This window comes from Fuerstiella marisgermanici, assembly GCF_001983935.1.
Taxonomy (GTDB): Bacteria; Planctomycetota; Planctomycetia; order Planctomycetales; family Planctomycetaceae; genus Fuerstiella; species Fuerstiella marisgermanici.
Genome location: NZ_CP017641.1, coordinates 7,894,589 through 7,908,848, shown reverse-complemented (window position 1 = coordinate 7,908,848; position 14,260 = coordinate 7,894,589). Strand labels below are relative to the sequence as shown.

Genomic DNA, 14,260 nt, shown 5'->3' with positions numbered 1-14,260 from the left:
CGGACACTTGTAACACACGCACCCGCAAGAACTGGTCGGCGGCGACCTGTCATTCACGGAAGAAGTGGCACGAACAACCTTAACTGCGACTGCCCAAAACCATGTCCACACTCTTCCTTCGCAATCCCAGACTGACGCTGCTGACGATCGGTCTCATTACAGTCGCAGGCCTTTCCAGTTATTTGGTTCTTCCTCGCATGGAGGATCCACTATTAACCGAACGAGCGGCCTTCATTTTTACGAGCCTGCCGGGTGCCGACGCGGACCAGGTCGAATCGCTGGTGACCGATCCGATCGAAGATGAACTTCGCGACATCGCCGAGATCAAAGAGGTTCGCAGCAGTTCGCGTTCGTCGTTCTCAACAATCACGGTGGAATTGCGTGATGAAGTCTACTCTGACGCAGCGCCAGCAATTTGGTCTCGAATCCGCGACCGAATCGCAGACGCAGAAGCCGAGCTACCGGAGAACGCCTCCAAACCAAGGTTTGAACGGATAGAAGTCACGGCCTACACGCGGCTGATTGCCCTGGCGTGGGATGATGCGGAGGCTCAACTGGATTCGCCGTTGCCACCAGGCATGCATGCAATTCTGCGTCGGCAGGCGGAAGACCTTCGTGAGCGTCTGTTGGGGGTGCCCGGCACAAAAGACGTGGATATTTTCGGCGCCCCGGACGAAGAAATCACAGTCGCTGCCGATCCGCAGAAGCTCACGTCGCTCGGGTTAACGGCCCTTGATATCAGCCGTCTGATCACAGCAAGCGATTCTCGGTTTTCGGCCGGCTTTCTGCGAGGCAGTGACACCGATTTGCTGATCGAACTGACCGGCGAACTGGATTCGCTCGAACGCATCTCTGCCATCCCAATCCGAACAACGACCACCGGTCAATTGGTCACCGTGGGCGACATCGCCGAAGTGCGTCGCGATGTGGTCAACCCGCCGACAGACCTGGCGATCGTTGATGGAAAACGAGCCATTGTGCTGGCGTGCCTGATTCGCCCCAGCCAGCGCATCGACTGGTGGAGTTCCGCGTCAGAAGCTGTGACGACAGAATTTGAGCGTGAACTGCCGCGCGGTATTCGCATGATCGAAGTCTTCAGTCAGGACGGCTACGTCACCGAACGATTGACCGACCTGCTGCGGAATCTGATGATCGGAGCAGTGTCTGTGATGCTGGTTATTCTGTTCCTGATGGGCTGGCGCAGCGCCCTGATTGTTGGAGCCGCTCTGCCGCTGTCCGCGTTCATGGTTCTGACGGGCATGCGTCTGCTGCATATCCCGGTGCACCAGATGTCGGTGACCGGGTTGATCATCGCGCTCGGACTGCTCATCGACAACGCCATCGTGGTGGTTGATGAAGTCGGACAAAAACTTCGCGCAGGTGAATCCGCTTTGGATGCCGTCGGGCGCACCGTTCATCACCTCGCAGTGCCGCTGTTCGGATCGACATTCACCACAGCGTTGGCGTTCGCTCCAATCGCATTGATGCCAGGACCGGCAGGCGAATTTGTTGGCGCGATTGCGGTGAATGTGATCGTCGCCATCTTCAGTTCTCTGCTGCTGGCGATGACAGTAGTGCCGACGCTGACCGGTTTTCTGGGAGCACAGCGAACAGCAGCTGTGGAAAGCTTAAGCCCACAGCATGTTGCTGATGGCCCGCACCGTACGTCATGGTTCCGCGACGGTTGGCGAAATGCGTGGCTTGGTCGGCGCTATGAGTCACTGCTTCGGCTGGTGACGACGCGGCCTGTCGTGGGAATTCTGATTGGCATCGCATTGCCGACCGTCGGTTTCATTCAGGCACGGCTGCTGCCGGAACAGTTCTTCCCGCCGGCCGACCGTGACCAGATCGCCATCGAACTGGATTTCTCGACGCAAACCTCGTTGGCCGAAACGCTGAACCAGGCAACTCGTATGAGAAACATCCTGTTGCAGCGAGACGACGTGCAGGACGTCACGTGGTGGATCGGCCGCAGTGCGCCACCTTTCTATTACAACCAGATTCCATCGCGACGCGGCCAGTCGCAATATGCTCAGGCGTTGGTAAAACTGGATTCCGCCGCTGATCTGCCGAATCGCATCAACAACATGCAGCGAGATATGGATGCGCTGTTTCCTCAGGCTCGAGTTCTGGTGCGGCAGCTTGAACAGGGACCGCCGTTCGAAGCGCCGATTGAGGTGCAGGTGTTCGGCCCGAATCTTGATCGCCTGCGCGACATTTCCGACGAAATCAACGGCGTCCTCGCATCTATCCCCGAAGTAACTCATGTGCGTGCCGAAACGTCAGAACCGCAGCCTCGACTTACTGTAAACGTTGATGAAGAAGAGGCGCGTCTGGCTGGTTTGACTCATCAGGACGTGGCCACGCAAATGTATACGTCACTGGAAGGCGCGGTGGGCGGATTGGTGCTGGAAGGGACCGAAGTGCTGCCGGTACGGGTGCGAGTTGGCGACGCTAATCGAAGCAGCGTGGACAACATCGAAGGGCTGGACGTGCTGCCAGCGCGATCAGATTACTCCACAGGCTACGCAGGCATTCCGCTGACATCGCTGGGTACGATTGAACTGTCATCGACTCAGGCTGCGATCACTCACGAAGACCGGCGTCGCATGACTGAGGTCCAGGCGTTTCTGAAAGCGGGCGAACTTCCCGCGCCGATACAAATCGAATTCCAGCGACGGCTGAAGGAATCCGGGTTCACCTTACCGCCGGGCTATGAACTCGAATTCGGTGGCGAATCGGCTCAACGCGACAATGCCATCGGTAACCTCATGGCAAGTGTCGGAGTGCTGGCCGTGATGATGGTCGCCGCTTTGGTGCTGTCATTCGGTTCATTCCGCCTTGCAGCACTTGTCGGAGTCGTGGCGTTCCTCGCGGTTGGCCTGGGCCTCGGCGCGTTATGGGTCTTCGGCTTTCCGTTCGGCTTCATGGCGATCATCGGAACGATGGGACTGGTCGGCGTGGCGATTAACGATTCGATTGTCGTGCTGGCCGCCATCCGGGGCGACGAGGCAGCTCGCAACGGCGACCTCGCTGCCATCCGAGCGGTCGTCATCCGAGCAACTCGCCACGTCGTCGCCACATCGCTGACCACGATTGCCGGCTTCCTGCCGTTGATCCTTGGCGGCGGAGGCTTCTGGCCACCAATGGCTGTGACAATCGCGGGCGGCGTCGGGGGAGCCACCGTGCTTGCCCTGATCTTTGTGCCCGCCTGCTATTTGATCGCGATGAAACGAAGCTTTGAATGCTCAACGGTTACTGCCGCGGCGGCGTGAAGTTTAGTCAACCGAAGGCGCTCGCCGTGTTGGTCATTCGGGCAACCTGGCGTGCAGCAATTCCTCGGAAGTCACTGGCCGCAGATCTTCGTCGCCTTTAGCCATCAGCAGCTCAAGAACTTCATGCCCCTGATCTTCATAGTATTCGATACGAATCGGATGCAGGCCAGCAGAAAGATCAGCCCAGCCAGTGCGAAGCTGTGCAGCATGGTTGCCGCCGTTGTCCAGCGTAAGCCGATCATGCACGAATAGTTTTGAACCATCGTCGGACTTCAACGCAAGTCGATACAAGCCAGGCTCATCGATTTTCAAATACCCTTCCATCAACACTTCGTAATGTTCGTCGCGGGGAAGATTGGGCGGAGTAGCGGTGACTTCCGCAATCACGGACGGCGGCCCCGCCGGACGCACGTCATCGCTTAGCGGATCAGCCATTCGCGGATCGTATTCCGCCGCACGACTAAGCAAACCCGGTGCGGCATCTTCAACTGTCACGCCCGGCTGAGGCTCCCGCTTTGCAAGTGTTAGTGCCGCAGAATGTTCGCTGGCCCCGCGTTTTAGCCCGAGTTCGATCTTCTGCTCCGGCCTTAGTTCGAAGCGAGTGAACTCCCAGTCGATGGGATCACGCAGCGGGCGACCGTTGATCGAAACAATCACATCACCGGATTTGATCCCAGCTTTGTCGGCGGGTGATGCCGCATCCACCCGCGTGACCGTGACCAGACCCAACTGCGGATCAACGGTGATGCCGCTGACATAACGGTGACGCAGTTCTGAGTTCAGCATTTCCGAAATTGATTGGCGAATGGTGTCCGGCGGGACCGCAAAGTGAACGCCTTCCTCACCTCGAATGCTGGACGTGACTAAACCAATCTGTTGACCGATTTCGTTCACCAGTGCACCGCCCGAGTTGCCTGGGTTATTCGCCGCATCAAACTGCAGAAACTGATTGAAACCGTTCGACGACTGAGTCGCCAGTGACAGGGCATTGCCGCCGGAAATGCCAAGCGAACTAATGATGCCGCGCGTCACCACAATGCCGCGACCACCGGGGCTACCAATATTCAGAATCGATTCGCCGAGCATAATTTCATCGGCCCGGCCAAGCGGAATAAACGCCGGAGGTGTCCCTGCCAGCGGGTAGGTGGGTGAGGCCGGACGGTCGAAAGCTTTTCGACCAAGTTTCAACAGCGCGAGATCGTACTCGGGCATGGTGCCAATTAGTTGCGCCTGCAGAGGCGGCCTTCCGGCCAGCAGCACCACATGAGCATCGCCCACCACATGCTTTGCCGTCAGCACATAACCCCGCGGATCAATCACAGACCCACTCCCCGCTCCCTGCCCGCCATTCTTGCGAACATAAACCGCAGCGACGGCTGGTTGAACCTTGCCGATGGTCTGTACGATGGCCGTAGAATGACGCGGCGCAGGATCATCGGCGGTGGCGACATTGGTGAAACACACCACAAACAGATAGACCACGATTTGTAGGACTTTGAACATTGTCGGATTCGTAATCAGAGAGTAAGGCAGGCCCTCGGCTGCCGCGATATTCAGCAATCAATCGTCAAGAAGATAGGCGCAAGCCTGTCCCATCGCAACTGCGGCAAAGAAGGCCGAACAATTCAAGTTGGGTTCACGACGGTTTCAGGTAACTGCGTAGCACATCCACGAAGTGTATGTGTGTGCCACTGGCACGGGAGTCTGCTATCGACGTGGGAAGAACCGTATGGGACTCACTAACTGGTGACCGTGAGAATAGGTTCCTGTTCAGCGTGTGTTACCATTGCAGACGACAGCAATTCTGGGCCGTACTCGAAGACTAGCACCGATTCCGAAAAAAATCCGCAGGAGACTATTCAACCACCGGTCGATCGTCGCGTACGGTTCCAACCCGATGCCGCTACAATCCCCCGCTTGAATTTAGCACCGGGTTGAACGCACCAGCCAGAACCAAGGCTTCACACTGGCTGAATAACAGCTGTCAATTCCCGGCTAGCCCCGGAATGGGCCAGCCGAGACAGCAAAGGAAACACTCGCCGCAACATCGCCGCTCCGTCAATCGGAGCACGCGAAACGCTTTTCGCTCCCTTCTTCCCCATTGCAGTCCCTCGTAAGAAACTAGGAATGTGCAACACCACCCCCGCGGCGCAATAGGCGTGTCGAACATTATTGGGCGGGAATCTGCCCGACAGAAACTTTGGCTATTTGCACAATCAAGGTGTTTTGTCCCGTATCCGAGCTCTTCGCAGAAATATCGGCGTACTGAGACAGCGATCGCCGCGCCATGAAACATTGCGTTGTTTCCAATTCCGCCTGACGCACCCAGAAATCTGGCGTAGCCGGAAGTGGCAGGGGGCCACACCAACGCGGCTGCACCAGCCGGGGAAAATAGCTAAATGAGTAGTCCGCACCCCGAAAATGAATTTGTAACTCAGGAACAACTGCAAGCCTCCTTGTGGGCGCAAGAACACAGATTATTTGCCTTGCTCCAGAACGGCCTGACTAGCCGCAGCCTTACTGAATCTGATCCCCGTCGAGTGGCCGCCAGAAACGCGCTCATGTGGCGGATCGTCGTTTCGTTGGCTCCAGGCGCGGCAGCGTCGGGCGTTGGATTGGTCGCTCTATTCGGGCTTTATTTCGCGTGGCAAGCCAATGGGCTAATATCGGATCAAAATGTGTTACTGACAGGGCAAACTGAGATGCTTAAGTCGCAGACTGCTTTGCTCGCGAAACAAAACGAATTGGTCACCGTGCAAAGTGAAATAGCGGAATCGACTCGAATCTCGGGTAATACTACGCAGCTAGCAACCGTCCTTGAAAGCATTCAGGTAGCGATTCGCGACTCAAAGCCTTCAACAGAAAGCGGACTCATAAAGCTGGATGAAGACGTTGCCGTGCGCGTCGCTTGGATCACAAAACTGCTGCGTCCCTACAGATATCAACGGGCGTTTCCAACCCAGTTTTTGAATACGTTTCCGACGTATAATTTCAGTGACAGCAGTGTGTCAGCCGAGTGGTTACGGGCCGAAGTCGAAGAGTTATTGTCGAAAGTTGTGTTCTTGAGTGAATGAGAAAGGTGGCGCATCCTGTTGGAACTTCTCCTCTCCAACGGCCCGAAGTGGGCAAAGGAATACGCTATGAGCAAGACTAAAACAGACCGAACCAAAGTGCCAGTGGGTCAAGCGCTCGATCCCGAAGTGATTTCCTTTCGGGCTCAGTTCGACGAGCGAAGTCCGCTCGACGAGATTGTCCGTGAGGGAGCCAGGCGGATGCTACAAACCGCAGTCGATGCCGAGGTGGATGCGTTCGTCGCCATGCATGCGGATCGGACTGACGAGCACGGCCGGCGACTGGTCGTCAAGAACGGAAGCCTTCCGGAGCGGGACATCCTCACCGGTGCCGGAGCGATTCCGGTCACTCAGGGGCGTGTCCGCGACAACGATCCTGATCGCGAAAAACGGGTGGCTTTCTCGCCAAGCGTGCTTCCGAGCTATCTGCGAAAAACGAAGGCCATTGAAGAACTCATCCCCTGGCTTTACCTCAAAGGAATTTCCACGGGTGACTTCAACGAGGCGTTGCAGTCGCTCGTCGGCGAGCGGGCCGCCGGGCTGAGTCCCAACGTGGTTTGCCGGCTCAAGGATCAGTGGTGCAGCGAATACGATGACTGGAGCAAGCGGGATCTATCGAACAAGCAGTACGTTTACATCTGGGCCGACGGCATTCACGCGAAGGTCCGACTGGAGGATGACGCCAATAAAAAGCAGTGTTTGCTGGTGCTGATGGGGGCTACGCCGGAAGGCCAGAAAGAATTGATCGCGGTGCTGGACGGTTACCGCGAGAGCGAGCAGAGCTGGTGCGAGTTACTGGTCGACTTGAAGCAACGTGGCCTGCAATTGTCACCGAAGGTTGCCGTTGGCGATGGTGCGCTTGGCTTCTGGGCCGCGATCCGCAAAGTATTCCCCGAGACTCGTGAACAACGCTGTTGGGTTCACAAGACGGCCAATGTTCTCAACAAGATGCCTAAGAGCGTTCAACCCAAAGCGAAAGGCGACCTGCACGAAATCTGGCAGGCAGAAACGAAGGACGATGCGAACAAAGCATTCGATGAATTCATTGAAAAGTACGGTGCGAAGTATGCAGCGGCTTGCGATTGCCTGAAGAAGGACCGCGACGAGCTGCTGACGTTCTACGATTTCCCGGCCGAACACTGGAGTCACTTGCGGACAACCAACCCGATCGAATCCACCTTCGCGACGATCCGCCTTCGTCACCGCAAGACCAAAGGCAGCGGAACAAGACGGGCGAGCTTAGCGATGATGTTCAAGCTGGCTCAGTCAGCATCGAAGAAATGGAGACGACTCAACTGCCACGAAAAGATCACACTCGTCATCGAAGGACGTTCCTTCAAAGACGGAATCATGCAGGATGATATCGCCGCCTAAATCAAAAACCCAAAACACAACATTTGACAATTGCTCGAAGTCGAAGCCTCAAACGCTGACGTTGTGATGGGGCCACCGTTGAGTCCAGAACGCGGGCAGTTGTTGAAATTTCTTGTTGACCACAAGATCGACCTCAAGCATCTCAGTTCCTTGGGCGCCGTGTTTGACTATGCAGACCTGCGGTTCACCAACCTATCCAAAGCAAACTTGCAAAATGTCAGTTTGCAGGCGGCGTCGTTGCAGTTGTCCGATTTAAGAGATGCGAATCTACACGACGCGGACCTTATGTTTGCAGATTTGCAGGGATGCATGCTCGACAATGCGTGTTTGGATGAAGCTGCGATTTGGAGGGCAGATCTAAAACACGCTCTGCTGCGCGGCACAAAAATGCGTGGGACGTTTATGTCCGACGGCCAGCTATTGGATGCTCATGTCTCCGGGGCGTTTATGCCTTTTCCAATCCCTGACGCTGATCACGAGAGATTTCTGTCAGAGGAATATGCGGATGGTGACTTGCCTGCGTTCGACCTGAATGATCCGAAGGATTACGCTCCGTTCAACTTGCCTACCCCCGATCTCACGGAAAAACCTTGGCGAGATGGCGTAATTTACGAGGTCTGGAACTACGGAACGAAAGATTATCCGTTCGTAGTGCGTCCCGCGCCAGCAGCGATGCAAAAGTGGGAGGGCGAACGGTCCTCTGATGACAGTTTCGACATTCTCGAACGGCTTCCGGCCGAGCCACCAAAAGGAAACTGAAATTGGAAGCCGACGGGATGTCACTGGCAGCCGCCAATAGTATTCGAGAAACGTTTGGGTACGTTTTCATACTTGTGACTGTTTCGAATTATTGACGACCAACAATTGGTGGACCTCAGCGCCTGTCTTCAACTATGCCAGAATTGAACTCCGGAATCAGCCACCCCATTCCGATCCGGTCGAATCTATTTCGGCAGCTCTGGATCATACGGCCCGTCCATAGAGAACCGGGCACTTGGCCATTTTCAGTAGACCGCGCGTTGATGCAAACCTCGTGTTACACCTTTCTCGTGGACGCCGTTTAGCGAGGCCGAAATGGCTTGTGCGGCCAAGCGAAGTTAATTTTGTTCACTAGTGAACGTATGTGTCCACGACGAATCTGGTTTGGGACTTATGCGATCCAGGTTGCAGAGAGGAACGATGTCTCACGGTTTCCAGGTTTCACTGTTCTGGAAAACTTCCGGAATTTCACGCACCGATTCGATAGTACCGTCGAACATGTTTCTGAATTGTTGACTTCCGAATTCCAACGACAACTTGCGTCATGAAAGGCCAAATATGTCCAACTCTGTTCCGAAAATTGTCGAGGGGCAATTCACTGTCGACAAGGGCCTGGATGATCACCCGGTTTACTTCCTGACGGTGAATGGCAAGAAGGTTGTTGTGAAAGGCGAAGCCAAGGGTATGGAGGTGCTCGGACGATCGGATGACGACACGGCTCTTTCGATCAAGTGGGGCAGCAAGTTGATGAAGAACGTCAATGATCAACTGGTCAACACGAAGATCATGGACGGGCCAGAAATCACGGCATTCCTGAAGACTGCAAGACAAAAGTTCAGACCACTTCCCCCACTCCCTGGTGGGCCGCCAGCACCGCCTCCACCGAACCGATACAGTAATGTGACCGACGCTGTCGCCGGGCGCTACACGTGGGTCAAGATGCCTCAGGTATCCGGACTCAGCGACGCCGAGTTCACCAAAAAGGTTGGCGGCTTTGCAAAGCCTGTCAGAGGAAAGGTCAAAGAACAAATCGTCAAATTCGCCGACGAATCCTTATGGCCTCAGCTTGGGAAAGTACTGGCCGTCGACATTTTCAACGGCAACAACGATCGATTCGATACTTCGAACGGGAAATGGATGAACCCCGGCAATGTCATGTTTGCCGAACAAGGAACCCGGGTCATCGGCCTGGATACGTTCGACCCCTACTCGCCAAAGTCTAATCTGGTTGGCCACGGGCGATTCGACGAACTCAAGACTCTGACTGAACCCCTCAAACGGAAGCGATACGCTGAAGCCTGCGCGAAGTCAGTCGGCGAAACGCTCGCGTTCGACGCATTCGGACCGGGGCAACAGTCTATCACGGTGCGTTTTCCGAACGGCGACGAGTTCAGTTTTTGGCAGATCAAGCGCGGAGAACTCGACGACATGTACACACCATTCGCGCCCGCGTTGGCGGCAGGAATTACCAAAGGGGCTGACCAGCTGAAGACCTACCTGCAGGGCAAGGTCACTCAATACAGACTGCGGTGCAGAGCTCAACCACCGCAGAAGCCAGTGCCTCAGCCCGGACAAATGCAAATGCGCCCCCGTGTACTCCGCCCCGCGCCACTGAAGCCGGACCCTCTGCGAATGAACGCCAGACCGATTAACGGGATACCGCAGGGCATCCTCGACCGGATGGACTTTCTCGGCTGGCTGAAGTGAATTCAGTAACCCTGGCTAACAGCAGCTCATGTAGCACGGGCTGATCTTGTTCTGATGCAAAAAGCGGAATGCGGGAAGCATGGAATATTTGCTTCGCAGGCGCTTTGTTGCGTTTGATCAGCACCGTGTGCCACTGGCTCTGTCAGTTCCTTTGCTCGGCATCCAGAAATCGCATTGGCAGAGCCAGTGGAGTAGGCCGGAACGAGCAAACACCGTGGAACGCGGGTTGTTCCGGGTCCACGTGATCGGTTTGTGAATGTCGGCGGCCGGATGAGATGTGTTTGCGCTGCTCCGGCGGCGCGCGTTGCCGGAACTGCGCCGTAGCGCTTGGTCCGGCCTAAGAATCGCAGACATGCTCGGCCACTTCGCTGGCAGTCAAGCCGCCGACTTCGCGGCGTTCACCGGCGGGCCATTCTCTTCCGGCAGCAGCGGCTTGTAGCGGTAGTAGACTTGCAGGGTGAGCGTCGCCAGGGCGGTTGTTAGCAGGCGACCGCCCTGCTTGGCGTGAATCGCGCCGGTGCGGGGTTTCCAGCTTCCTTTGGCTGGACCTTCGGTTTCCTGTTGAGCGACAAGGTCGTTGCTAAAACGAGTGTTCCAGCGTTCCCATTCAGCTCCGCCCCAGTTCTTCATCACCTGAGTCGCAAAGTACAGACTGTAGAGATTGTCGTATGGGCCAGCCTTGTCCAGTAGGGCGATGCCGGCTCGCATGTCACCGTCGTCTCGCCCCCAACCGCAGTAGATGCGGCATAGCAGCGCCATGGCTGTGACTGCTCCCGTGTACTTTTTCTTATTGATCTCATAACCGTAGCGACCTTCGCCGTCGACCTGCACGCTGTCCAGATAATGCATGACGCCTTTGAAGGTGGCGTCCGGTACTTTGATGCCTGCTTTCTTCGCCGCCACCAACGCCATCACCTGAATGGCGGTCACCGAAGTGGAACCGGCGTCATGAGGATTGTAGCGCCAGCCTCCGCCGCGCGGGTCCTGAGAATTGACGATGAACTTGACCGCGCCTTCGGCCGCCTTCTTTAATCGACGATCATTCGTCATGCCGTATGCTTCACACAGTGCCAGAGTCGCGGCGCCGTGAACGTAGTAGGCTTCGTTCGGTTCCTTGTCTTTGCTTTGCTTGTTCAACATGCCTCGAAGGTCGTAGCCCGCCGGAGCGTTGACGCCGACGCTGGCCAGATACGCCAGACCGGCCCCAACCTGCTTTTGATAGCTGCCTTCTTTGTGAGTTTGCCCGGCCGCGAGAAACGGCAACAGCGCGTAGGCTGTGCCGCCGATCGGATTGTTGACGGTGCCCGCACTGCCTGCTGGTCCCACGCTGACGAAGTCCCAATAGCCCTGGGGATGCTGCACGGAAAGAAGCCATTCCAGTCCCAATTGAACGGCGTTCTCGCTGGCTGCAGAACCGCCGAACTTCTGCAGCATTGCCTTGCGTCCCGCATCGCTGCGATTGTTGAGCGACGCCATGTCGACCGCATCCGTTGCTTCCGCGGCGGCAGGTTCCGTGCCGTTGACAACTTCCGGCAGTGGCGCCTCGGCCATTTCCGCTTCAATATTTTCGGCAGGTGGTTCCGCCATTTCCTCTTCGGGTTCCGGTTCAGATTCGTCCGGTTTTTCCTCCTCAGGTTCGTCCACAGGATCTTCAACAACCTTTTCGGTTTGCTCACCGATTTCTTCTTCTGGTGGCTCAATCGGCAGAGGTTCCTCCACCGGTTTCACTTCGGATGCAAAGGCAGCCATGATCGGATTCAGCGGCGTGTCGATTTCCAATTGCCATGTATAGAGACTCAGCAAGAACACCAGCACCGCAAACAGCAGTGTACTCGTCGCAATGGAGCTACTGCCCTTCTTAAGTTCCTCCGCTGCTGACCGTTGCTTTGGTTTGAGGTCCGATTTCTTCGCCTTGATTTTGACTCGCCGCTTCGCCATTGGCTGAGCGGACCGAAATCGTTCGACCAGTTTGCGAGTCTTCGGCCGGCGGCCGCCTTTACTTTTCGACGGAGCCTTCGCAGCTGAAGGGTCCGTCGGCGAAACAGGATTCGCCACGCCCGACGGTTCATCACGCAATCCATCGTTCGAATCTGACGTTGGCGTTGCAGTACCCGCAAAGTGCGGCGACGGCACTTTGTTTGGGGCATCGGACGGCTGTGAGTTGCGTGCCGGCGTATTGGTCTCCGACGTCGTGTTGGGGACCTGTCCTTCCAGCGAAGCCAGCGTTTGTTGCAGTTCAGCCAGCCCGGTCGAATCGGCTTGTTCGGCCAACTGCGCGAACTTCTGAGACAGCTCCATATACTGCTGCGAGAGCGACGCGTGGTGTACGGACGCATGAGCCGCGTCTTCAGCCTTACTGCGCAGCAGGCGCACGAAATCTTCGCGAGATCGTGACGTTGGTTCCGAAGTGTTGCTCGCGGCCTCTGACATGGACGCAATCTGCCCGGCCCGCAGATGTTTGCATTCCCTCGCCAGTAAACTTACCGGGCTTCATGCGCGGCTGCCTCCCCTTAGTGTACGAATGCCGATCCCGCCCACAATCAATGAAAGATGGACTTCCGGGAAAACGCATAAACCCGCAAATTTCTCGTTTGCGCAAGACCTTCCCTTCAAAACGGTGGACAGCAACGGCAACTTGCGGGCTACGCCAAGTACGAGACAAGGTACACCCAAAAATAGGCAGACCAGGCAGCCTTGAGCAAACCGAATACGGCCACGGCAGAAGCCTCAACCTGCGACTGTCGCAAACGAATGAGCCCTATGAGGACGCACTGCACCAGAATCGTCGCAGATGACGCTAACAACAAAAGATCGCGTTTCCCTAACAGTATTACCCAGCCACCTTCAGCAAAAAACAATCCAATCGGCGCGTAGACAAACGCAACCAGACTCGGCCTTTTAGCCAAAATCATGACTCCCATGGCAAGCAGAGAAGGGGCGAAACACCAGAGCAATAAGCGATTCAATCCGAACGATTTCGTCGGCGGATTGATATTATGCTCTGCGAACTCAACTGCCACCGGTGGTGCGTACGGATTCTCATTGGTCTTCTTAGGCATTAGAACCCTGAACAGGATCGAAGCGTTGTCCGCACAAGAACATAGACGCGCTGCTTTCACTCAGCCGTCAGCGTTTGCCACACCTTCGTATTTTCATGCATCGCGGCGACGATATCGTCTGGCACTTTGCCGTCTTCCAGTAATGCCCAGCCGGTAAAGGATTCGGCATCTGTAGCTTGCAGCATTGGGAAAAGTTCCTTCCATGGATAGGCTTCGTTGCGAAGGTCGTGAATGTGAACCGTGCCCATGCGATCCTTCAGCAGATTGTAATTGTGTGCCAGGCCTTCGCCGTTTAGATCCTGAGGGTTGCAGTTCCAGCAGACGGCGACGTTGGGATGATCGGCGGCGTCCATGATGGTCTTCATGTGAGGGATCTCAGCCGTGCCGCGACCATGCACTTCGACTCGAATCTGCACGCCGTGATCGGCTCCGAACTTACCGACTTCGTTGAGCGACTTGCCGATTTGTTCCAGAGTTTCTTCGACACTACGTTCCTTCGGCAGTCCGTTGGGACGCACCTTCACTCCCGTTCCGCCGACGTCTTTGCATAGCTTGATGAACTCTTTGGTTTCGTCGATGTTCTTTTTCAGGACCGCTTTGTCGACGGCGTGATATTCGCATGCGCTGCCGAGTCCTACCAGTTCGACGTCGCTGTCTGCAAACTGCTTCTTCACTTCCTCACGGCGTTTCGCGTCGATCGTGATTTCGACACCGTGCTTATGAGTGCTGCGGAGTTCGACTCCGGCAAAACCTGTGGCTTCGCAGTTTTTAATGATGGTCGGCACGTCCCAGTTCTTACCCCAGTTGTAGGTCACAAGGCCCAGCTTCAGTTTCGAAGGAGCACGGCGCAGCGCGGCGAATGCCGGAGTCGACAGTGCCGCCAGACCGACAACCGAATGAGTGAGAAACTGACGACGTGACGCAGGCATGAGACTTCCTTCGCGCTCAAAACAAACCAAATAAAAACCGACAACTTGCTGTCGACGAACGTGCCAATCAAACAGCCGAATCCGGC

General features: G+C 56.0%; 9 protein-coding genes. 5 read left to right on the top strand and 4 right to left on the bottom strand.

What is annotated here, in order from left to right; genetic code table 11:
- Positions 1-101 precede the first annotated feature (101 nt).
- Positions 102-3,275 (top strand): efflux RND transporter permease subunit, encoded by a 3,174-nt coding sequence (locus Fuma_RS29820; protein ID WP_077027328.1) that lies wholly within the window; start codon positions 102-104, stop codon positions 3,273-3,275.
- 33 nt (positions 3,276-3,308) lie between these two features.
- Here the strand turns inward: Fuma_RS29820 and Fuma_RS29815 are convergent, their stop codons facing one another.
- Complete coding sequence (locus Fuma_RS29815; RefSeq protein WP_077027327.1) at positions 3,309-4,778, bottom strand: trypsin-like peptidase domain-containing protein; 1,470 nt, start codon at positions 4,776-4,778, stop codon at positions 3,309-3,311.
- Positions 4,779-5,674: 896 nt separating this feature from the next.
- Between Fuma_RS29815 and Fuma_RS29810 the strand changes: the two genes are divergently transcribed.
- The 4 genes from Fuma_RS29810 to Fuma_RS29795 all read left to right on the top strand — a co-directional run bounded on the left by Fuma_RS29810 (position 5,675) and on the right by Fuma_RS29795 (position 10,186).
- Positions 5,675-6,349 carry a hypothetical protein gene (locus tag Fuma_RS29810; RefSeq protein WP_077027326.1) on the top strand — a complete coding sequence of 225 codons (675 nt, stop codon included), beginning with the start codon at positions 5,675-5,677 and terminating at the stop codon, positions 6,347-6,349.
- A gap of 66 nt (positions 6,350-6,415) precedes the next feature.
- Positions 6,416-7,720 carry an IS256 family transposase gene (locus Fuma_RS29805; RefSeq protein WP_077027325.1) on the top strand — a complete coding sequence of 435 codons (1,305 nt, stop codon included), beginning with the start codon at positions 6,416-6,418 and terminating at the stop codon, positions 7,718-7,720.
- Between the two features lie 30 nt (positions 7,721-7,750).
- On the top strand, positions 7,751-8,479 hold the full coding sequence (locus Fuma_RS29800; protein ID WP_077027324.1) for a pentapeptide repeat-containing protein: 729 nt from the start codon (positions 7,751-7,753) through the stop codon (positions 8,477-8,479).
- A gap of 558 nt (positions 8,480-9,037) precedes the next feature.
- A complete protein-coding gene (locus Fuma_RS29795) occupies positions 9,038-10,186 on the top strand; it encodes a protein kinase family protein (protein WP_077027323.1) in 1,149 nt (382 codons plus the stop codon).
- Positions 10,187-10,561: 375 nt separating this feature from the next.
- Here Fuma_RS29795 and Fuma_RS29790 read toward each other — a convergent pair whose 3' ends face one another.
- The 3 genes from Fuma_RS29790 to Fuma_RS29780 all read right to left on the bottom strand — a co-directional run bounded on the left by Fuma_RS29790 (position 10,562) and on the right by Fuma_RS29780 (position 14,174).
- Positions 10,562-12,616: a prenyltransferase/squalene oxidase repeat-containing protein gene (locus Fuma_RS29790; RefSeq protein ID WP_077027322.1), complete on the bottom strand. Its 2,055-nt coding sequence runs from the start codon at positions 12,614-12,616 to the stop codon at positions 10,562-10,564.
- A gap of 212 nt (positions 12,617-12,828) precedes the next feature.
- A complete protein-coding gene (locus Fuma_RS29785) occupies positions 12,829-13,245 on the bottom strand; it encodes a hypothetical protein (protein WP_145944450.1) in 417 nt (138 codons plus the stop codon).
- A 56-nt stretch (positions 13,246-13,301) separates the two neighbouring features.
- The gene (locus Fuma_RS29780; protein ID WP_077027320.1) at positions 13,302-14,174 is read right to left on the bottom strand and encodes a sugar phosphate isomerase/epimerase family protein; all 873 of its coding nucleotides are present in this window, start codon (positions 14,172-14,174) and stop codon (positions 13,302-13,304) included.
- Positions 14,175-14,260 lie beyond the last annotated feature (86 nt).

Coding starts and splice junctions, on each gene's coding strand:
- Fuma_RS29820 (WP_077027328.1), top strand. CDS start 102: ATGTCCACACTCTTCCTTCGCAATCCCAGACTGACGCTGCTGACGATC.
- Fuma_RS29815 (WP_077027327.1), bottom strand. CDS start 4,778: ATGTTCAAAGTCCTACAAATCGTGGTCTATCTGTTTGTGGTGTGTTTC.
- Fuma_RS29810 (WP_077027326.1), top strand. CDS start 5,675: ATGAGTAGTCCGCACCCCGAAAATGAATTTGTAACTCAGGAACAACTG.
- Fuma_RS29805 (WP_077027325.1), top strand. CDS start 6,416: ATGAGCAAGACTAAAACAGACCGAACCAAAGTGCCAGTGGGTCAAGCG.
- Fuma_RS29795 (WP_077027323.1), top strand. CDS start 9,038: ATGTCCAACTCTGTTCCGAAAATTGTCGAGGGGCAATTCACTGTCGAC.
- Fuma_RS29790 (WP_077027322.1), bottom strand. CDS start 12,616: ATGTCAGAGGCCGCGAGCAACACTTCGGAACCAACGTCACGATCTCGC.
- Fuma_RS29785 (WP_145944450.1), bottom strand. CDS start 13,245: ATGCCTAAGAAGACCAATGAGAATCCGTACGCACCACCGGTGGCAGTT.
- Fuma_RS29780 (WP_077027320.1), bottom strand. CDS start 14,174: ATGCCTGCGTCACGTCGTCAGTTTCTCACTCATTCGGTTGTCGGTCTG.